Source organism: Vibrio sp. CCUG 15886, assembly GCF_028570825.1.
GTDB classification, from domain to species: Bacteria; Pseudomonadota; Gammaproteobacteria; order Enterobacterales; family Vibrionaceae; genus Vibrio; species Vibrio vulnificus_B.
Map to the genome: position 1 here is coordinate 834186 of NZ_JAQQBT010000001.1, position 19688 is coordinate 853873.

A 19688-nucleotide genomic window follows, 5' to 3' on the forward strand; every position below is an offset into this window, starting at 1 on the left:
CTAGCGTCTTTGTTCAAAAAGAAAAGCCGTTTTACCCAAATCAGGTAAACACGCGTGCAGTGTCGCTCATTCGGAGCAACGAAAATAGGAATAATTAATAGAAAATAGTGCGCGTTTTATGCAGATGCATATCAATGTAGAGTCATCAACCACCACAAAAGTGCTTGAGTGTCTTTCAAAGGTGACAAGCAGAAAAAGCGCACTGCTGGTTTTACATGCAGTGCGCTTAGGTTGGAGCCAAGGTTATTCTGTAATCGGTAGTACCTGCTTTACATAGCTACCTGGCGCGACATCCATCACTGGATTAACTTCCGAGCCTTGACGGTAAGGAAGCACTTTTTCAGCCGGATTAAACTGCGTTAACCACTGATCCCAGTGTGTCCACCAAGAACCTTCTTTATGCTGAGCGTTAGATAGCCACTCATCGGCCGATTCATCCAGATTGTCATTCACCCAAAAACCGTATTTGTTTTTCGCTGGATGATTGACGATGCCCGCGATATGGCCCGATTCACCCAAAACAAAGGTTTTGTTGCCACCCATGTTGAGTGCGCCTCGGTAAGTACCTTGCCACAACGCGATATGGTCTTCTTTCGTTGACACAAAATAGCTCGGGATACGGATCTTATCGAGATCAATCCAAACGCCACCAATTTTCACGCCTTTGTCTTGAACAAGTTTGTTGTTCAAATAGAGCTCACGCAGCATAAAATTGTGGGTTGCCGCCGCCACATTGGTACTGTCGCTATTCCAATACAACAAATCAAAATCAACAGGGCTGCTGCCTTTTAAGTAGTTGTCGACGTAATAGTTCCAGTAGAGACTGTTTTCGCGTAGCAGACTGAACGTCACACTTAACGAACGACCATCCATGTAACCTTTGGCGTTATTTTGCAGCTCAATGGCACTGATGATGGTGTCATTAATGTAAGCACCCACTTCGCCTGGTTGGGAGAAATCGAGTAGCGTTGTAAAGAAGGTTGCAGACTTTATGCGCTTTTTCATGCGCTTCGCCGCGTAGTAACCAACCGTACACGCCAATACAGTGCCACCAATGCAGTAACCCGCTGCGTTAATCTGCTCTTGACCCGTAATTTCTTCAATCGCAGTCACAGCTTTGACGACGCCTTCGGTCACATAATCCCCGAACTCGACATTGGCTTGCGCTTTACCCGGGTTTTTCCACGACATCATAAACACGCTGTGGCCTTGTTCTAGCAGCCAGCGAACCATGGAGTTTTTGGCCGTGAGATCAAGGATATAGTATTTATTAATGAAGGGAGGAACGATCAAAAGCGGAGTGGCGTTCACTTGCTCTGTCAACGGACGATATTGAATCAATTCAAACAGATCATTTTGGAAAACGATGTCACCCGCCGTTGTCGCAATGTCTTCACCAATGCGAAATGCATTGTTGTTGGTCATGCGAATTTTGAGAATGTCTGCGCTCGACTCAACGTCTTCTCTCAGCAGTTCCATCCCCGCAAGTAAGTTTTCACCATTTTTTTCGATCGTCAATTTCAACAACTCTGGGTTGGTCGCGATGAAATTTGATGGAGAAAGTGCGTTAATGGCTTGACGAGAGAAAAAGCTAATGCGCTCTTTGGTTTTTTCATCCAGACCTTCTATGGCGTCAATGGTATCCATATAGGTCTTACTGAATAAAAGGTAAGACTGTTTGATAAAGCTATACATAGCTTCGGACTGCCACGCTTCGTTTGAGAAACGCTTATCCCCTTTGTCCGCTTCAATGATACTTTGAGTATGGCCAGATAGCGCAACATTCTGCCAAATTTGCAGTTGCTGCTCCCACCACTGCGTTTGCAGTTGCAGAATGGCTTGTGGTTGATTCGCCGCTTTTTCAAAGAATTTCGCGGTATCCTCAAAGTTCACTTCTTGCATTGCCTTGTTTAAAGGAGAATTGACGGCTGCCTTGCCAACTTCAAAATCCTGCCACCACTGTTGATTGGTCTCTTGGAGCTTAACAAGATAGTCCGAAAAGAAGTGCTGTAACATAATGGTACTCCCTGATTCGGAAAAAAACGCCGCCTAACTGGCGGCGTAATAGTGGGACTTGTTACGCTGGGGTAACAGTCTTAAGGTTTTCCGAAGTTAGCTTCTCAACGTCGTCTTTAAACTCTTTAGCAATCGCTTGAAGTTTATTGCTGTCGTCTAGCATCTGCTGAGAAAGCTTAGTCAGTACATTCAGTTGTTGACCGTTAAAAGAAGCCAATGACGTCACATCTTTCACTTCAGATGCCGCTTTCATTTGCGCTAGACCCATTTCGCTGTATGTGCGAATCGCGTTTAGCTGAAGCTCTGTCAGTACTTCAACATTTTTTGTCACAAGCTTGTTGAACTTGAAGTATGGCTGAAGATTTTTTTCTGTTTGATCACTGAAAGTTTTGAAAAAATCCGTATACATGGTGTGTCTCCTAACAATTGTAGATGTTGTTTAATCCGTATTACTTAACTGCTTTCACAATCACTGCCGTTCCCATACCGCCACCAACACATAGTGACGCAACGCCATACTGACCGTTTTGTTTTTGAAGCTCATGAACTAACGTCACGAGAATTCGGTTACCCGACGCACCTAGCGGATGCCCTAACGCGATTGCACCACCATTCGGATTCGCTTTGTCTTGAATCGATGCCACTGGCACTTGGTGTTTATCGGCAAGCTGATGAATCACGCCTAGAGCTTGTGCGGCAAAGGCTTCATTCAACTCATACACATCAATGTCTGCTGTATTCAGTTGTGCTTTTTCAAGCGCTTTGCTAACCGCCTCAACAGGACCTAAGCCCATGATTTTTGGGTCAAGGCCAGACTGTGCGTAACTCACCACTTCTGCGATAGGTTGCAAACCGTATTCTTTCACTGCTTGCTCGGATGCCAGAATGACGGCACTCGCCCCATCATTAATGCCAGAAGCATTGCCCGCGGTGACCGTGCCTTCTTTATCAAAGGCAGGACGTAACCCTTTTAGCGCTTCAAGCGTTGCATTGGCTTTTGGATATTCATCGGTATCAAACGTCACTGTTTGGCGACGTACGGTCACTTCAACGGGCACAATTTCGTCTTTAAATTTGCCAGCTTCTATCGCCGCTACTGCTTTCTGTTGACTCGCCAATGCATATTCATCTTGCTGATCACGAGTAATGCCCACTTCTTTCGCGACATTTTCTGCTGTAACGCCCATATGGTATTGATTGAAAACATCAGTCAAACCATCAGCAATCAGCAAATCTTGCAGTGCCATATGGCCCATCTTGTTACCATCACGAACGTTTGCAGGTACTGTAAATGGGATTTGTGACATCACTTCGACACCAGCAGCAACCACCACTTTTGCGTCGCCACTGCGAATATGAGAAACGCCATCCATGACGGTTTTCATGCCACTGCCACACACCATATTGAGGGTGTAAGCCGGAACTTTTGCTGGAATACCGGCTAGGATTGCGGCTTGACGGCCAATGCCCATTCCTTGCGCAGCACTCACCACATTACCCACGATCACTTCATCAATCAGTGAAGCATCCACTTTGGCTTGTTCAATTGCACCTTTGATGGCGACAGATGCCAATTCACCAGCCGCTACCGTTTTCAACGAGCCGCCAAAAGCGCCAATCGGGGTGCGTTTGGCCGCAACAATAAATACTTTTTCCATCTCAACATCCCTTTAATGCATGTATAAGCCGCCGTTTACCGACAGCGTTTCACCCGTAATGTATGCGCCTGCATCGCTCACCAAGAAAGCAACCGCTTTGGCGATTTCTTCTGGTGTTGCCAGTCTTTGCATAGGAATTTGAGATTTGATGCCTTCGAGCACTTCATCGCGCATTTGCTCGACCATCGGCGTAGCTGTGTAACCAGGAGCAACGACATTGACCGTCACACCACTGCGGGCACCTTCGTAAGCGAGGGCTTTGGAAAAGCCGATCATGCCAGCTTTAGCCGCAGAATAGTTAGCTTGGCCAAACTGACCTTTAAGGCCATTTACAGAAGAAATATTGATCACTCGACCGCCCCCTTTTTCGCACATGGCGGCAAAGAGCGGTTGAGTCACATTGAACACACTGTTGAGGTTAGTATTAATGACATCAAACCAAGATTGCGGGGTCATTTTCTTAAACACCCCATCACGAGTAATACCGGCATTATTGACGACGACGTCGATCGTCCCCTCTTCTTCCAGTAATTTACTCAAGCGGTCGGCACACTCTTCTGTATTCGTCACATCCAGTTCAAATAAGCGGACCTGATCTTCGGTAAAGCCTTTTTCATTAAACCAATCTAACGCACATTGATGATTTCCCGTGTAATAAGTAGCAATTAAACGGTAACCATTTTCAACAAGTTGGGAAGAAATTGCAGAACCAATCCCGCCTTTTGATCCAGTGATCAAAGCGACTTTTTTCATCTAAGAACTCCATTCTTAACAGCAAAAAATTTAGCGCACATCCATTGGCAAATAATTACCAACTGACAAATTAAATATTATTCAATGTGTCTTCACTGACACTTATCTATATATTTAAGCTAACTTAGAAATGTGACATTTCAAATAAAATTTGAAAAATTGCGCATAAGGTTGAGCTAGATCCCATAAGGAATGAAATGTTATAAAAAGGTTAATGGCAACAATAAGCATTTTAAAACAACAACTTACAATGACTCACTTTTGAGATATGCAATTGTAAGCATTTGTTAGGAAAGGAATTTTCTCTTTTTTGCGTGTTACATAACAGATATGAACAGAAACTCAGACATTATACTTAAGTATAAATAAATCAATAAACACAGTGCTATTTAATGATAAACAACAAAATTAAGTTCTCTTTCATACTAATGGAACATATATATATTTCCATTTTTTTTGCTCGCATAAAATAAAAGCCACAATTATCTGTGGCTTTTATTTTTAGTCTTGTTGGTTTATTCCAAAGTTATTATTAACTTCGAATAAAGATGCTGCTCTTTTATGGTGCAGTGTCCACTTGTACTGGTAAATAGTGCTCCGGTTTTAAATGCAGCCATTCTGGCAACACGGTACCGATCGAGATAGATGACCATGTACCCGATAGCACACCAATAAACATCGCGGTCGAGAAGCCTTCCAATGCATTACCGCCCATAAACCATAGTGCGGCAATCGTAATTAAGGTGGTTCCCGATGTCACCATTGTGCGCGAGAAGGTTCCTAGTACCGCTTGGTCGTTAATGTTTTCCGTGGTTTCATTTTGTTTGGCAATCAGCAATTCTCGTATCCGGTCCGCAATGATAATTGAGTCGTTCAATGAATAACCAAGGATAGCGAGTATGGCGGCAAATACCGTTAGGTTGAACTCCATTTGTGTGATCGCAAAAAAACCCAACACAAGCACCACATCGTGAAGCAGTGCGAGTAGAGAACCACTCGCTAAGCGCCATTCAAAACGGAAACAAAGATACCCGAGAATACACAAGATGCTGATCAACAACGCCATACCACCTTGATCAACAAGATCTTGGCCAACTTGCGAGCCGACTACGCTGTTGCTGATGGTGGTGACATGATGGGACACACCATCTAAGACTTGCTGAATGTTTGGCGCTTGAGTTTCCCCTTCAGGAAGAGAGTAACGAATAATCCATCTCCCCTCTTCACCCGATTTAGTGACCGTTGTTGACTCACCTAATACGGGTTTTAATTGATCCAGAAGTTGGTGATTGGTTAACCCCGCGTCCAACTTCACTTCGGTCACCATCCCTCCAGTAAAGTCCAAACCTAAATTTAAGCCACGCAGGCCCAATGCCACTAAAGAGACCACCATCAACGCCAAGGAAATCACGCTGGTTAGGTAGCGGATAGCGCGGATGTGTTTTTTCATAAATTCAACCATGGTTATACCCTCACATTACGACGACTATCTTTACCCCACACCAAATTGATCATGGCACGAGAGGCAAACACTCCAGTAAACATACTGGTTAAAAGCCCTAGACCTAACGTTAAGGCAAAACCTTGGATCGGTCCGTTACCGATGGCATACAGCACAACAGCAGTAATCATGGTCGTAATGTTGGCATCGAGAATGGTGGCAAACGCGCTGTCAAAGCCGCTATCAATGGCCTGCGCTAAACTGCGCCCTTCTCGCATCTTATCTTTGATTCGCTCAAAAATAATCACGTTCGTATCCACGGCCATACCAACGGTCAACACTAAACCTGCGATCCCGGGTAAGGTTAATACGGCCCCCGGTAGCAGGGCGATTAGGCCAAGCAAACAAAGCATGTTTGCAACAAGTGCAACGTTTGCAACCCAGCCTAAACGGCGATACCACAGCGCCATAAACGTCAGTGTTAAGCCCATACCGAGAGCAAGTGCCGCAAAGCCATTTTGGATATTTTCAGCCCCCAATGACGCGCCAATGGTGCGCTCTTCAACAATCGAAACCGGTGCAGTCAACGAACCAGCACGAAGCAATAACGCAAGTTGTTGCGCTTCATCCATGCTGCCTGCACCAGTAATACGGAACTGGCTGCCTAATTGTGACTGAATGGTGGCAACGCTAATCACGCGCTCACTACGAGCAATATCACCATTTTCTTGAGTGGTGTATTCACGATAAACGGTAGCCATTGGCTTACCAATGTGAGTGGCGGAAAAATCGCTCATCTTCTTACCACCAGCGTGATCCAAAGAGATGTTGACTTCCGACATGCCCATCTTGTCGACACCCGCTCGTGCATTGACAATATGCTCACCCGTTAACACCGGTCTCTTTTCAAGCACGACGGAGCGGCCATCGGCGTCTTGCAGCACCAAATCATCACCACTTCTGGCATCACTTGGTGATTTGACGGAATAGAATGCTAAGCTCGCCGTTGCACCAATCACGTTCTTCGCTTGCGCTGGATCTTGCACACCGGGTAACTCAATACGAATGCTGTGTGCGCCTTGACGTTGAACCAACGCTTCAGTAATACCAAGCTCTTCAATTCGACCACGCATGATCTTCAAGTTTTGCTGGAGGGTTGTGGTTTGAAACTCCGCAGCATAAGCATCCGAAGGTTTCACTTCCAATGAGTCGGAATGGGTGCGAACTTGCCAGTTAGGATAGTTGCTGCGTAGATAGTTGCTCACTTTTTCCAACGCCACCGCGTTGTCGCTTTGTACGGCCAGTTGGGCAGTGCCTGTATTGCGAACCTGAACGCCACGAAGTTTTTCCGTGCGCAACATTGCACGAATTTCATCCGATAAAACATCACGTTGTTCATCGAACGCTTTATCTACATCGACGTTAAGTAAAAATTGCACACCACCGCGTAAGTCTAGGCCCAACTTGATAGGGTTGAATCCCATATCAGAAAGCCATTGCGGTGCCACAGAAACATAAGAAAAGCTGATGTTGGCATCATCACCAAGAGTGTTGTCTAAAATTTTTCTCGCTTGGCTTTGCGAATTTTCATCAGAGAAAACTAAGGTCGTCACGCCTTCTTTTTCCGTCACTTTGTCGACTGAAACCGATTGATGCTCAAGCAAGCCTTTTAGCTGTACAACGTCGTAATGCTCGGTTGTCGGCCCTTTGGCGTTATTTTGATAAGAAATTTGGATAGAAGGCTGTTCACCAAACCATGTTGGAATTGCGCTTAACGTTAAAATAACCAGTGTCGTAATCAACACCACGTATTTCCAAGCGGAATAGTGGTTAAGCAACTTCTGCGCTGCTTTATGTTTTTTTGTCATAGAGTTCCCCTCCGTCGCAAAAGACAGAGTTAATACAGTCAAAATAAAATGTGTTTTTGTTGGACTGAGTTACGAGAACTGACTATTGAGTGCCACATACATGGCATTGGTTTCTTTCCAACCCGCTAAGCGATGATTGGCGACGTAGTGATACTGAGTCTGAAGTGCTTTACGAGCAATGGCACAGAAAACATTGACATGAAAGTTTGGTAGCGCATCTGGGCTTGCGTGCCCATCGCCAAACATCAAAGGCGTTGTGTCGGATGCGTTTTCTTCTCGCTGGGATACATTCCAGCGACCTGCGTTGAGAATACCCGCTGCGTCTGTTTTGAAGTGGGATTCTGATACTGGCAGTGGTGAAGAGTCTGATTCTTCGCTCTGCGTTGTTTCTTGTGTCGTGTGGCCGATTTGGTGTTTGAGCACCGTAAATTGACCATTTGATGCATGATTACGCTGATTGCTCTCTGCAATAGATGCAATCACTTCCACTGGCATCATCACCAATGTAAGCAGTAAAGCAAATAATCGCAGTAAGCTGTTGTACATAACTCTTCTCTGAAGATCAAAAAGAGCAGGCAAGTTTGCCTGCTCTCGCATAGTATGCCCGGATGTGATTTAGCTCAACTAAAAAGTTCTAAAAGTTAACCCTATAAAAGCCGACCGACCAATAAGGTACGTTGATTATCGATAAAAAATCTCGCCCGTTTGTACATCGAGATAAATCTTGTTTTCTTGGGCTAACCCCCCGCAGTAGATGAAATAGACATCCCTATTCTGAAACGTCACCGATCGCACCCAACCACCTAGCTCCTCAAAGTCCTCGGGTTTGCAGGTACCGTCGTTCAGCAACATCTGAGTGTATTTTCGATAAACATCGCGATGTTCTTTTAAATCATCAGACTTAACAAGGTAACCATCTAAGATCTCTAAGCGCTCCATTTCTTCGATGACCGGTTTCGCGTCAGAGAGCTTTGTCATGTCGACCCACTCTGCCCTTTCTTCACCACCCTCTTCGTAAACTAGATAGTCGGAAATTCTTCCCCAGCCATTTTGCTTTTCAAGAATGGTGATCTTCTCGCCTTTATACAACGCATCAATAATCAGCGCGTGCGGCTCCGGTTTATTCCTCACATCAATTCGGCGCTCAATAACGTAATAGTCGGTGATTTCAGGCTCGGGGGCTGGCAGTTCCATGATTGGCTGTGGTTTTTCGGGGACAATTGGCTCCTCTACCGTTTCAACATTTTCTTCATCACCTGGCTGCATAAAGAAAACGTAGTAACCTGCCCCACCACCAATCAGCAGTAAAACAACAATCAATATGATCATGATTTTCTTCATGGATTCTTACCACCCTTCTTATGACTCAATGGTTTGGGCTTGCTAAACGGATGTCTATTTTGCCAGTTATTTGAGTATCGTTCTAATTAAGCACACCAATAGTTCTCACAAAATCACATATACTGTATAGCACAGCCCACCATTTACTCTCGATTATGGTTAAGTGCGCTCTGATTGCATTATCATTGATGGTGTTTTCTATCCCTCTCACTGCAGCGAGTCAGTGTAATCCGCATGGCTGGAAAACATTGCAGGACAACCAAATCGAACTTGAAGGCTATTACAATACAAGAGCCACGCAATACAACACGTTACTCGCCATCCATAAACAACGTCGGCTACTCTCACAACAATTTACCTTAGATGAGTTGGTCCAACTGTGGAACCACGCGGACAGAGTCCACTATCGCGAATTTGAGCAGCAGATACGTAGTGCTCGGCAATACGCCAACGCCGTCAGCTCTCTCAAAGATCAGTTGATTGAGAAAAAAACGCAAGCACTAAGCATAGGAAGCCAGTGGTACTCCATGGCTAACGCCTGTAAACAAGCTAAGAGAACCGCCAACTTTAATTCCGCGCTTTGGTATAGTGCTTCATCCAACGATCTGGCTAACGATTTCTCTCATTTAGAACAAAAATTCACCCAACTCGGAAAAATCTATGAGAAAGAAGCACGCCAACTAGAGACCGCACAACTCTATGCTGAGCAGGCAAAGTAACTTAGAAGATCACCGACTCATATGTGCGCAAATTTTAAGCAAACAGATGAAAAATAGCGACGCAGCTCACAATAATTCTTTACTTATGCCGATTTTTTGAGTAATTTACTATTCATAAATTTTCATAAAACATAACAATTGGCTGGTGAAAATGCAAAACGACATGGTTTTCAAGTGGTTGAGTCACATGGATAGTCAAAACGTTACAAAGAGCAAGTTACTTTCAGTAGTTAGGCACGTCAAAGAGTATGGATCAATTAACGATCTCGAGTTATGTAAGATCTTTGGCGAGACCATTTGGAGTGATGGGGGCGAATATCATTCAGCTGCTTTCTCATTCCGAATTGATCAACAAACCGGCAATTGCGAGATCTCTCAAATTCGCAGCTATTAAGAAACAGTTACTAAAGCGGAGCCCAAAAGGCTCCGTTTTTTATTGCTCAATCGATGTCACAATCTATCTTTGTGTAACAGAGAGATGCCGTCATCACGGTGGCGAGACAATCAACTCAGTTAACTTAATGAGTAGATCGGCACTCGTTGTGACTCTTTTACCTTGCGGATAGCCAAATGAGTATGGATATCCTTAACGTTTTGTAGACGTTGTAGCTTACGAGTAAAAAGCTCATAACCTTCCAGATCCCTCGCCACCACTTCCAGCAAATAATCATACGCGCCAGACACTACATGGCAACTGACCACTTCATCCATGGCCACAATAGCTTGCTCAAAATCGTCAATCGAAGCGACTTGGTGACTGTTTAAACTTACTTCGACAAACACACTCATAGCGATCCCAACTCGTTCACGAGCCACTGAAGCATGATAGCCGCGAATAATTTTATCTTTCTCTAGCCTCTTAATGCGACGTGCACAAGGCGAGGGAGAGAGCCCCACCTCCTCGGCAATTTCCGCAGCCGTCAATTGGGCATTTTTTTGCAGCAATTCCAAAATTCGTTTATCAATCCTATCCATTACCTTGCCATTTATCATCACTAGACCAAGAACAATTAGCAATTTTTGGCATTTCTATAATAACTAAAGACATATTTTGCCAAAAAACATTACTAACAATAGCTGATAATTAACATTTATTTAACTTATTTCTTCGCAAGGTATTTTATGTTGCTTGGGTATCTGGCTATTGGTGCCACCTTACTGCTTTGGTCGGGCTTTTTTCTCTCTCTGAAAGGTGGAGCAATCTCTGCATTGCAACCTGCGGATATCGCATTTACTCGCTTTGTTGTTCCTATGATTTGCCTGTTGCCGATTGTGGTTAGAACAAGGCGAAGCGTCGCTTCTGTGCCATTTCGTTATTGGCTCGGCATGTTTGTAGGAAGCGGCTTGCCTTATTTGCTTGTGGCAGGAACTGCGATGCAGTTCGTTCCTGTATCGCACGGCAGCGCACTCGTGCCAGGCACTCTTCCCCTATTTGTTACTGGCATTGCTGTCTTGCTCTTTAAGCAACCGTTAAGCCAACACCGTGTTATTGGCCTTAGCTTGGTGGTCGTTGGGATTGGTTTATTTCTTGTTCCTCATTTGGGTCTTTATCAAAATCAACTTAACGCCAACGGTCAGGAAACCACAGGGCATTTATTGTTCCTAGTGGGCAGTTTGATGTGGGCAATATTTACCATTTGCGCTCGAGTCGCCAACCTCAATCCTCTTGTTGCATCGGGTGTGATCGCTTTTGCTTCCATGCTGTTGTTAACCATACTGGTTAATTTAGGTGTGCTAGATAGCTATCTCCTTAACACCCCAATCCATCAGTGGCCTTGGTATGAACTCTTTGGGCATCTGCTTGTTCAGGGTATTGGCGCAGGCTTGTTAGCCGCGTTCACATACCTATACGCCGTTAAAGTTCTCGGTGCAGAGCGCAGTGCGGCATTTGGCAGTGCAACCCCGGTATTGGCAACCCTCTTGGCGATTCCTATTTTTGGCGAGTATCCAGATCCCCTAACTTGGATTGCCCTGTTCGTGGTCAGTTGCGGAAGTCTCATTGCAAGTAATGTATTTATGCGACATGACTCATCAATGGACTACCGACCACCACAACACCATCAAGTCAAACCATCAAGTGAAAGCTCGGTACCTTAACTCTCAACTCTGGGCTTCGTAACAGTTCACGAAACATGACAAAAGTCGCCCGCATCGCAGTGATGCCCTTTGTATATCAGGCCCCGAGGTTTATAGTTTAGGGAGTTGATTTTGAAAGTGAAGAAAGATGCCTTCGACTTACACCAAGGATGATATCCCCCGGTTTGTAAAACCGGGGATGCGACTCAATGCGACCTTTGAATTTGGCCCACAAGACTCATTAACCTTGCCTGCGTTTTTTGTTGGCCTAAAAGCTGGTCAGTATTTGATCATCGACTTAGCGGATAAGGAAGAACTGCTCCTGCGCAAACTCGACAACGTCGATGTGATTTTACGCGGGATCGCGGATACGGAACTTGGCCATGTGGTTGCCTTTAAAACCAGCGTATTATCGACCATCAGCAAACCAGACTTCTTGCTGTTTCTCCGCTTTCCGGCCACGTTGGCAACCAAACCCATTCGTGAACACGAACGGTATAAGATCGATCTGGCATGCACCCTCAATCACAATGGCAACTTGTATGAAGGCCGTATGAGTGATTTTTCACTCTCTGGTTGTGCCTTCTTTACGCTTGTCGAACCCGAATTTAAAAAAGGCGACATCGTGAAGCTAGAATCCACCCTAAATCGTTTTCTTTCAGCAGACAACGGAGCAAAAGTGGCCAGCATTCGTAAACTTGCCAATGGTTGGTCAATCGGAATTAAGTTTGAGAAGTCAGTTTTACTTAGCCAAGAGCTGAAAAGAGAGCTACTTGAACTCTCTTTTCATGCCGGATTATTAGGCTAATGCTCTACCCAATAGTGTGCTTTGAAGTGTAATAACTCATCGTGCAGCTCTTGCTCTTTAATGGGTTTCACAATCACTCGATTGGCCCCTGCCGACAGAAACTCTTGTTTAGTACTTTCCTGTGCATCGGCAGTACAGGCATAAATAGGCGTTCCTAGCTTGAGTGTCTCCCGAATTTCGCGAGTGGCCTCTATGCCCCCCATCTTAGGCAATTGGTTATCCATTAGAATCAAATCGAATGCATGCTCCTTTAATTTCTCTAGAGCTTGGGTGCCATCTTGTACCCACTCGACACTCATTTGATACTTCTGGCAAAACGCTTTCAGAATAAAGGCATTCGTATGATTATCTTCCACCAACAAAACCTTTAGTCCCTGACCAAACAACTGCTCCGGTTTAGGATTTGTTGGTGTTTTCTGCTCCTCACACTCCCCTTTTTCTACAGGAATAGAAAGGTAGAAAGTTGAGCCTTTGCAAAGCTCACTCTGCACCGAGATTTCGCCTTCCAGCATCTCGACAAGGTTCTTCACAATAGTCAATCCGAGCCCGCTACCGCCATATTCCCTTGTCGACAGTGAGTCCGCCTGAACAAATGGTTCGAAAATACTTTCTAACTTACTTTCGTCAATACCAATGCCCGTATCACTGACTTGTATCGATAAAATGGAGTGCTCCGAACGCGCAAACTTCTCAAGTTTAAAGGAAACCTCAATTCGACCAGCAGGAGTAAATTTCACTGCATTGCTGATCAGATTAAACATAATTTGATTCAACCTGACTTGGTCTGTATGCAATTGGCAATCGAGTGGGATCTGGTTATGGATTTCGAAACTCACCCCTTTTTCACGGCAAATTGGCCGATAGATATTCTCCAAAGTATTGAGGGTATCGTAAAAGTTAAAGTCGCGTTTTTTGATATTGAACTTGCCTTGCTCAATCTTAGAAAAGTCCAGAATATCATTTAACACTGCCAGTAAATGTTCTCCGCTATTACACAGCACATCCACTTGTTTTAAGTTCTCTGCGTCGTTCACCGAACGTTTTAAGAGCTGAGCAATGCCTAGAATACCGTTGAGTGGCGTTCTAATTTCGTGACTCATCTTGGCGAGAAAATCGGCTCTGGTTTTGGCAGACTGTTCTGCTTCACGCCTAGCGAGGTTACTCTGCTTCTCCGCATCAATCAGGGTTGTAATATCTTGACCTTGCACAATGATGCCGCTGATGCCGTTTTCCACCACAATGGGAGATAAGTTCCAGCGAAAAATTTTCTCTCCGATCGGCACATTAATGCCCGTCAACGTTGCCCCTTGAGCGGCCATTTTCAAGTGCGGTGATAGCTTGAGTTTAAACAGTTGAAATAACGGATTAGAGAAATCCTGAGGTGAAGCGTGTTCAATGCCTAACTCTTTCATTGCAGCAGGATTCATCTGAATCAGAAGACCACTTTCCGACCAAACCATCATCGGAGAGAGGGCAAAATTGAACAAATCTTGGAACGAGCGACGTTGCGACTCCAACTGCTCAAAGGTGTTTTCCAAAGTGTGGCCAATATGCGCAAATTCTAAGATGTCTGAACCATTAAAGCGCTCATACTTTTCACCCGTTCCAGCAAAACGGCTGTAAGCCATCAGTGACTCTAGTGCATTGGCAACTCGATTTTGGATCCAAGAGCGAATGGCTAAGGAAAGCATCAACATCAGCACGACAGAAGTAGCCAACCCCAAATAGTGTTGTCTTTGAAGCGAAGCGACATGGCTATTTTCTTGGATCGCGAGAATACTGACGAGGGTATCAGTGGAATTGATCTCAATGGGCGTTTGGCTAATCAAGCAATCATCAAATGCGCTCGGCTCATCACGCATGGCAAGCAAGCTGTCTAAATCATACGGTTCGTTGCCACTCAAAGAATGCGAAATCACCTTATCCCCAACGAGCATGACAATATTGTCACTATTGCTGCCAGACTCCAGCATTTCGACCAATGGGAAATTATTGTCCAATACCACTGAAATGTAATACTGACCTAGCACTTCGCCCGTTGTCGTATCGATAACAGGGGAGCGTCTCACCAGCATATTGCGTAGCCCCATCAGGGTATGCAATGACATAAAATGCCAGTTGTTGCCAAACAGAACACTTTGCGAAATTTTTTCCAGCAGCACTTCATTAACGCCGTAAAAATGCGCATTGCCGTCGTCCCACAGCAGCCCCTCTCCGGTGGTTAAAAAACGAAACTCTGGCGTATGAGTGGGATCGGCCTGATCCATACTCAGGAAATAATATTCCAGCTTCTCGTCGTCCCCATCGAGGAAAAAACGTCGTATCGCCTCATTTTTTGAGTTGCTGTCATGATGAATTTGCAAAATAGAGAGGTGATTATTAAACAGACTCTTAACCAAAGCGGAGGTCTGCTGTTTGGTGAGCATCACTTCCTGCTTGATGATTTTATTACTGAAGTAGTAACTCTGAATGAAGATACCAATGGTAATAAGTCCGAGCACCAAGAAAATGATGCGCGTAATCAGCGTCGCTAAAGATTGATGCTTGCGTTGCAACTGTTCGTTTGTCATGGCTGATCTGAATATCTAAACGCGCGTTTTTTCAATAGTTCGATGTGTTCTGGCGAGTCTTCTTTTGTCACTACTTCAAAGTCGCCAGAAAAGACGGTCGGGACAGTTCTTCCTTCAATGTCCCATTTGATCGCCTCAGCCATAGCGATTCCCGTATCATCGTTCATGCGCATAACCGTCAAATCAAGGTCACCTGCCGCGATCGCGTCAAGCTCAGCGGAGCCACCACCCCATCCATTGATCTTGATGTTTGTGCGATCCAACTCTTTCAATGCATCAATGGCACCCAGGGCCACATCGGTAGAACAGGCGTAGATAAAATCCACATCAGGATAGCGCTCTAAACTGTTTTTTGCGGACTCATAGCCTGAGGCTTTGGTCGCTTTGGTGTAAAAAGAGCTTTTTAGTGCAAATCGATCACTGTGATTCATCTGATGTATAAAGGTGTCACCACGAGCATCACTCACGTAACCTTCAGAAAAATAAAGAACTGAGTAGTTTGCACCTTGTGGGTAAAGCTGTTTGAACTTATCGGCCAGCGCAATGCTCCCTTCCGCATGGTCAAAACCGACGTAGAGAAATGGCTGTCTTTTATCCCAAGCTTGAACCGGTGTGGTGATATTTTGCAGAATCAGCTTGGTTTCGGAAGAGTCTAATACATGCTCAATGAACTTGCGGTGACGCGTCGTGTCGAGCGTAAAAATGAGGTAATCCGATTTGCTCTTTAACGCTTCCATCAAGGAGACGCTTTGCTGTTTAACATCGGCATTTGGCCGCGTGAAAACCTGATTAATTTGGTAACTTATCTGCAGCTTATCCATGCGTTTCTCAAACGCGGAAAGATTTCTTACCCAGTAATCGGAGATCTGCTGACCAGGAAATACCACTGAAATTCGAATCGGTTTGGATTGATGACTCTTTAAAGGTACAGGCGCATTCCTGACCACCTCAGACAGTTCTCGTGTGAGCACGCCTTGTTGAGGAAATTTTTCCAAAAATTCTTGATAAGCCCAGTACCCACTGAGGACTTCTGACGTATGTGAGCTTACTTGAAAACTTGCTGACGCTAATAAACAAGTTAGTAATATCTTTTTCATTTAATTATCTTTTTTGTTTTTCTGTGTAGCCTGACCGTATAAAGAGTATCGCGAATTGTGAGCCGATACCAGATTGGATTTCAGTTGGGTTTCAAAACTTTTACGTTTGTGACGCTCAGTGTTATCAATAAACAAAACCGCCAAATATTGACGGTTTTGCTCGGCTGTTCTCAGCTAAAAATTTGCTTAGAAAGTGAACGCCAAATTACCCGATACACCAAATTGGTTTTCACCCGCGTAGCTACCTGCGATGTCGAGGCTAACAACATCAAAGGGACTAATACCAATACCTGCGGTGAAGGCATTTTCGACCGTGTCTTCTAGGTCAATTTCGTAACCCGCACGCAACTGAGCCCAGCCCCATGCGTTGCCTTCAACCCCAAAGCGCACAAATTGAGTTTCATCATCAAGCGATTTAAAACGCTCTTGTTTGGTCAAATCCAAATCCATCGCAGCGGTAAAGAAATCTGAGCGGTAAGCCACGCCAGCAGAAACTTGTGTATTCAGCTCATACACATCCTGCTTTTGGCCATTTTTGTCTTTCAAATCGATCTCTTGGCTCAATAAATCTTTCACCGCAAGCGCAACTTGAAATTTGTCCTTTAACCACACCACGCCGAAATCCAAGTTAAAAGCACTTTCTTTATGCTCACTCTCTTCGTAATCATCTAACTCAAAGTCAGCCACGGTTGGAACAACATAGTAGGTAGTCAATTGTTGGATTTTGGGTGTGACACCGAAAGAGATTCGTTGCTCTTTAATCTCGAACTCTTTTGCCAAAGCCGCACCGTACTCGACATAACCGAAAGCCGCCATCGTCACCGATGAGTTTTTGTATCGAGTTTCAGTATCTGTGGCTTGATTGCCGGTATCCACGTAGTCAGCGATGTTTGGCCTCGCTATCAACTCCAAATAGCCACGGGCAAATAGATTGGTTGAGAATCGTTTGGTGGGAATCGCCACTGCCAACCCTAAGCTACTGCTTGCGGTAAGAGGAGCATTTCCTTGAAGATCGTCAAGATAACTGTTTAACTGGTCGATTTGGCCTGGAGAAGGTATGGGGGCCGCCTCAAATTCGTCAATTGAGTCTTGGAGATCGTCAATGGTTGCCAAGCTTTCATCACTGTCTCGAACATTGACACCAATAGCTGGCAAAAGCAGGCCAAAATCATCATGTTCTTCAAAACTGGCGACCAAAGCGGGATTATAGAAGGGGGCGGTAAGATAATCAGCGGAGGCGACACCGGTATTTCCCATACCACTACCGCGTCCATCTGCGACATGATTCGCTGCCAAAGAAGGGAACGCCACCATAGACAAACCGACTGCCACTGCAATTTTGTTCAGACGTTGCATTGCATTCAATCCTTGTAGTTATTTGCCGTCTAAATATTAGTAAAGACTTAACAAAATTACATTCAGATTAATGATATCAATCGCAAAATTTATCTAATTGCAGTAATAGATCACCTTTTACTAGGCGCTCTTTATCTTGTTTGCGCAAAGTTTTGATGTGGCGCTCTAGTTTCAGTGCCATACTTTTGCTGCCCACAGGTACACTCCAAACCAATTCTAATGGGCCTTTGCCTTTCAGCGCTTTTGCCCCTTTGCCTTGTTGGTGCATACAAAAGCGTCGCTCTACATTATTGCTGATGCCGCAATAGAGCGCGTTAAGTCGTGTCCTGATCAGATAAACGGACCAATCAGGGCACGGTTCGGGAAGAGACATTAGAGAAGTGAGTTCACAAGTGACTTCAGTTCAGCAAGCTCTTGCTTCAATGCTTCCACTTCTGCTTCTAAATGAGCGACACGCTCATCATCAAACTGCGGAGTACTTGATGCTGTCATTAGAGCCGAACCTTGAAATGCATCTAGATCCACTTCGCCACAGAACTGATGCATATAACGTGATTCACGCTTACCAGGCTCAATAGGTAGCTTAACCACAAGCTGACCACGCTCTTCGCTCGCCAACTTATCTAATACGGTTTCGACTTCTTTAACATCTGCAAAGGTCGCCAAACGATTGGTGCGCGTTCTCAACTCTCCCGGTGTTTGTGGCCCACGCAGCAACATACAACAAACAATGCCTTTTTCTTGCGCAGACAACTTGAGATCACCAAATTCCGTATTGCAGAATCGATGTTGATACTTGCTCACACGGCTATTAAAGCCACTTTCATCACTGACTAGGCGACGTGAAATCAGTTGGTCGACAGCATCAAGAACTTCGGATTCCGACAAGGACATCACAGGCTCGCGATTACTCTTCTGATTACAGGCATTGGTCAATGCATTTAAGCTCAATGGATATTGGTCTGGCGTTGTGACTTCTTTTTCGATTAAACAACCAATGACACGGGCTTCAATGGGGGTCAACTCAGTTCTCATGTTGCTTCTCCTTATATATTTTCTTGCTTCACCATAGCACGTTTCTAACCCCACATTGCAATGGGTTAATGCTCGGATATGAGAGTGAACTTGGTCAATTTGCCGTTTTCATCCACAACGACAATTTTGGAACGATTCAATTCGACTTCGATGGTTTCGAGCTTCACTCTTTCATCGATGTAAGCAGATTTGAGCTTGAAGCTGGTTTTTGGGCACTCTTCGAGCACTTGCTCATCGAAGATTTGCTCATCAAGTTGGGAACCATCGGACTTCATACTACTTGTCTATCATGCAGGTTTACTAAGTTGGCGCAGATAATATCTCTTTATGGGTCAGAAAGACAATTGCCTCGCTTTGAAGTGGCTTTTTCTTGACCAGACAAGCATTCGATTGATCTAAAGACTGTTATGAGTATGTATGATGTGCTTTAATCTCTGCAGGGTATGTTCGAGAATCACTTCAAGATGCTGATAAGAATGATCAAACACGCATCCTGAAGTTATTTTGCAATTTATCATTCACTTTTATTGAAGGTAAGGGACCTATGAATACCGTATTTGAAATTGTTTCTCAGGCGCGCCGTAAGAACAAATTGAAACGTGAACTACTAGACAATGAAAAGAAAGTTCGCGATAACCGCAAGCGTGTTGAGCTACTTGAGAACCTACTGGACTACATCAAGCCAAACATGTCTCAAGATGAGATCATGACCATTATTAAGAACATGAAAGCCGATTACGAAGATCGCGTTGATGACCACATCATCAAAAGTGCAGAGATTTCTAAAGCACGCCGTGACATCAGCCGTCGTATTCGCGAACTCACCGAAGAAGACAAGCAAGCAAGTGGCAAGAAATAAGCCAGCGCTTCAGCGATAACATCTCAGCCTCGCCAATCGCGGGGCTTTTTCTTTGTCGCGTTTTGCTAACACCAACGAATTCATACCCCAA

The 19688-nt window shown here is 44.7% G+C and carries 19 protein-coding genes; 4 read left to right on the forward strand and 15 right to left on the reverse strand.

Annotated features, from left to right (window positions below):
* Positions 1–243: 243 nt before the first annotated feature.
* The 8 genes from phaC to PQQ36_RS03615 all read right to left on the reverse strand — a co-directional run bounded on the left by phaC (position 244) and on the right by PQQ36_RS03615 (position 9077).
* Positions 244–2016 carry a class I poly(R)-hydroxyalkanoic acid synthase gene (phaC, locus tag PQQ36_RS03580; protein ID WP_017791104.1) on the reverse strand — a complete coding sequence of 591 codons (1773 nt, stop codon included), beginning with the start codon at positions 2014–2016 and terminating at the stop codon, positions 244–246.
* Positions 2017–2077: 61 nt separating this feature from the next.
* Positions 2078–2425, reverse strand: coding sequence for a phasin family protein (locus PQQ36_RS03585; protein WP_011081668.1), 348 nt, complete (start codon positions 2423–2425; stop codon positions 2078–2080).
* Between the two features lie 40 nt (positions 2426–2465).
* Entirely contained in the window at positions 2466–3674 is a 1209-nt protein-coding gene (locus PQQ36_RS03590; protein ID WP_101957599.1) for an acetyl-CoA C-acetyltransferase, read from the reverse strand.
* A 12-nt stretch (positions 3675–3686) separates the two neighbouring features.
* Entirely contained in the window at positions 3687–4427 is a 741-nt protein-coding gene (locus PQQ36_RS03595) for an SDR family oxidoreductase (protein WP_015728153.1), read from the reverse strand.
* 559 nt (positions 4428–4986) lie between these two features.
* On the reverse strand, positions 4987–5889 hold the full coding sequence (gene secF / locus PQQ36_RS03600; protein WP_011152465.1) for a protein translocase subunit SecF: 903 nt from the start codon (positions 5887–5889) through the stop codon (positions 4987–4989).
* 2 nt (positions 5890–5891) lie between these two features.
* Entirely contained in the window at positions 5892–7736 is a 1845-nt protein-coding gene (secD, locus tag PQQ36_RS03605) for a protein translocase subunit SecD (RefSeq protein ID WP_015728154.1), read from the reverse strand.
* Positions 7737–7805: 69 nt separating this feature from the next.
* On the reverse strand, positions 7806–8282 hold the full coding sequence (locus PQQ36_RS03610) for a hypothetical protein (RefSeq protein ID WP_273660340.1): 477 nt from the start codon (positions 8280–8282) through the stop codon (positions 7806–7808).
* 135 nt (positions 8283–8417) lie between these two features.
* Complete coding sequence (locus PQQ36_RS03615; protein ID WP_045595915.1) at positions 8418–9077, reverse strand: SH3 domain-containing protein; 660 nt, start codon at positions 9075–9077, stop codon at positions 8418–8420.
* Positions 9078–9265: 188 nt separating this feature from the next.
* Here PQQ36_RS03615 and PQQ36_RS03620 point away from each other — a divergent pair, with 188 nt between their 5' ends.
* Positions 9266–9796: a hypothetical protein gene (locus tag PQQ36_RS03620; RefSeq protein ID WP_224634645.1), complete on the forward strand. Its 531-nt coding sequence runs from the start codon at positions 9266–9268 to the stop codon at positions 9794–9796.
* 513 nt (positions 9797–10309) lie between these two features.
* On the opposite strand, the gene PQQ36_RS03625 is transcribed toward PQQ36_RS03620, so the two are convergent.
* On the reverse strand, positions 10310–10771 hold the full coding sequence (locus tag PQQ36_RS03625) for an Lrp/AsnC family transcriptional regulator (protein WP_273660341.1): 462 nt from the start codon (positions 10769–10771) through the stop codon (positions 10310–10312).
* Positions 10772–10918: 147 nt separating this feature from the next.
* Between PQQ36_RS03625 and PQQ36_RS03630 the strand changes: the two genes are divergently transcribed.
* On the forward strand, positions 10919–11893 hold the full coding sequence (locus tag PQQ36_RS03630) for a DMT family transporter (RefSeq protein WP_015728159.1): 975 nt from the start codon (positions 10919–10921) through the stop codon (positions 11891–11893).
* A gap of 127 nt (positions 11894–12020) precedes the next feature.
* Positions 12021–12680, forward strand: coding sequence for a PilZ domain-containing protein (locus PQQ36_RS03635; RefSeq protein ID WP_011152472.1), 660 nt, complete (start codon positions 12021–12023; stop codon positions 12678–12680).
* Here the strand turns inward: PQQ36_RS03635 and luxQ are convergent.
* From luxQ to PQQ36_RS03665, 6 genes are all read right to left on the reverse strand, one after another.
* Entirely contained in the window at positions 12677–15250 is a 2574-nt protein-coding gene (gene luxQ / locus PQQ36_RS03640; protein WP_011081679.1) for a quorum-sensing autoinducer 2 sensor kinase/phosphatase LuxQ, read from the reverse strand. The two genes, PQQ36_RS03635 and luxQ, sit on opposite strands and share 4 nt — an antisense overlap.
* Entirely contained in the window at positions 15247–16347 is a 1101-nt protein-coding gene (locus tag PQQ36_RS03645; protein WP_263198732.1) for an autoinducer 2-binding periplasmic protein LuxP, read from the reverse strand. The genes luxQ and PQQ36_RS03645 overlap by 4 nt, the downstream gene beginning before the upstream one ends.
* Positions 16348–16533: 186 nt before the next feature.
* Positions 16534–17703, reverse strand: a complete 1170-nt coding sequence (gene traF / locus PQQ36_RS03650; RefSeq protein WP_273660343.1) for a conjugal transfer protein TraF — start codon at positions 17701–17703, stop codon at positions 16534–16536.
* A gap of 76 nt (positions 17704–17779) precedes the next feature.
* Complete coding sequence (locus PQQ36_RS03655) at positions 17780–18076, reverse strand: GIY-YIG nuclease family protein (protein WP_011081682.1); 297 nt, start codon at positions 18074–18076, stop codon at positions 17780–17782.
* Entirely contained in the window at positions 18076–18738 is a 663-nt protein-coding gene (locus tag PQQ36_RS03660; protein WP_011081683.1) for a YceH family protein, read from the reverse strand. The genes PQQ36_RS03655 and PQQ36_RS03660 overlap by 1 nt, the downstream gene beginning before the upstream one ends.
* A 65-nt stretch (positions 18739–18803) precedes the next feature.
* The gene (locus PQQ36_RS03665; RefSeq protein ID WP_011081684.1) at positions 18804–19013 is read right to left on the reverse strand and encodes a hypothetical protein; all 210 of its coding nucleotides are present in this window, start codon (positions 19011–19013) and stop codon (positions 18804–18806) included.
* Between the two features lie 269 nt (positions 19014–19282).
* On the opposite strand from PQQ36_RS03665, the gene PQQ36_RS03670 reads away from it, so the two are divergent.
* Entirely contained in the window at positions 19283–19597 is a 315-nt protein-coding gene (locus PQQ36_RS03670) for a DUF496 family protein (protein ID WP_011081685.1), read from the forward strand.
* Positions 19598–19688: the final 91 nt, after the last annotated feature.

What these genes read in the sequence shown, in the direction of transcription:
- PQQ36_RS03635 (WP_011152472.1), top strand. Translation starts at nt 12,021, where the DNA reads ATGCCTTCGACTTACACCAAGGATGATATCCCCCGGTTTGTAAAACCG.
- PQQ36_RS03620 (WP_224634645.1), top strand. Translation starts at nt 9,266, where the DNA reads ATGGTGTTTTCTATCCCTCTCACTGCAGCGAGTCAGTGTAATCCGCAT.
- phaC (WP_017791104.1), bottom strand. Translation starts at nt 2,016, where the DNA reads ATGTTACAGCACTTCTTTTCGGACTATCTTGTTAAGCTCCAAGAGACC.
- secF (WP_011152465.1), bottom strand. Translation starts at nt 5,889, where the DNA reads ATGGTTGAATTTATGAAAAAACACATCCGCGCTATCCGCTACCTAACC.
- luxQ (WP_011081679.1), bottom strand. Translation starts at nt 15,250, where the DNA reads ATGACAAACGAACAGTTGCAACGCAAGCATCAATCTTTAGCGACGCTG.
- PQQ36_RS03595 (WP_015728153.1), bottom strand. Translation starts at nt 4,427, where the DNA reads ATGAAAAAAGTCGCTTTGATCACTGGATCAAAAGGCGGGATTGGTTCT.
- PQQ36_RS03655 (WP_011081682.1), bottom strand. Translation starts at nt 18,076, where the DNA reads ATGTCTCTTCCCGAACCGTGCCCTGATTGGTCCGTTTATCTGATCAGG.
- PQQ36_RS03610 (WP_273660340.1), bottom strand. Translation starts at nt 8,282, where the DNA reads ATGTACAACAGCTTACTGCGATTATTTGCTTTACTGCTTACATTGGTG.
- PQQ36_RS03670 (WP_011081685.1), top strand. Translation starts at nt 19,283, where the DNA reads ATGAATACCGTATTTGAAATTGTTTCTCAGGCGCGCCGTAAGAACAAA.
- PQQ36_RS03590 (WP_101957599.1), bottom strand. Translation starts at nt 3,674, where the DNA reads ATGGAAAAAGTATTTATTGTTGCGGCCAAACGCACCCCGATTGGCGCT.
- PQQ36_RS03615 (WP_045595915.1), bottom strand. Translation starts at nt 9,077, where the DNA reads ATGAAGAAAATCATGATCATATTGATTGTTGTTTTACTGCTGATTGGT.
- PQQ36_RS03660 (WP_011081683.1), bottom strand. Translation starts at nt 18,738, where the DNA reads ATGAGAACTGAGTTGACCCCCATTGAAGCCCGTGTCATTGGTTGTTTA.
- traF (WP_273660343.1), bottom strand. Translation starts at nt 17,703, where the DNA reads ATGCAACGTCTGAACAAAATTGCAGTGGCAGTCGGTTTGTCTATGGTG.
- PQQ36_RS03585 (WP_011081668.1), bottom strand. Translation starts at nt 2,425, where the DNA reads ATGTATACGGATTTTTTCAAAACTTTCAGTGATCAAACAGAAAAAAAT.
- PQQ36_RS03630 (WP_015728159.1), top strand. Translation starts at nt 10,919, where the DNA reads ATGTTGCTTGGGTATCTGGCTATTGGTGCCACCTTACTGCTTTGGTCG.
- PQQ36_RS03665 (WP_011081684.1), bottom strand. Translation starts at nt 19,013, where the DNA reads ATGAAGTCCGATGGTTCCCAACTTGATGAGCAAATCTTCGATGAGCAA.
- secD (WP_015728154.1), bottom strand. Translation starts at nt 7,736, where the DNA reads ATGACAAAAAAACATAAAGCAGCGCAGAAGTTGCTTAACCACTATTCC.
- PQQ36_RS03625 (WP_273660341.1), bottom strand. Translation starts at nt 10,771, where the DNA reads ATGGATAGGATTGATAAACGAATTTTGGAATTGCTGCAAAAAAATGCC.
- PQQ36_RS03645 (WP_263198732.1), bottom strand. Translation starts at nt 16,347, where the DNA reads ATGAAAAAGATATTACTAACTTGTTTATTAGCGTCAGCAAGTTTTCAA.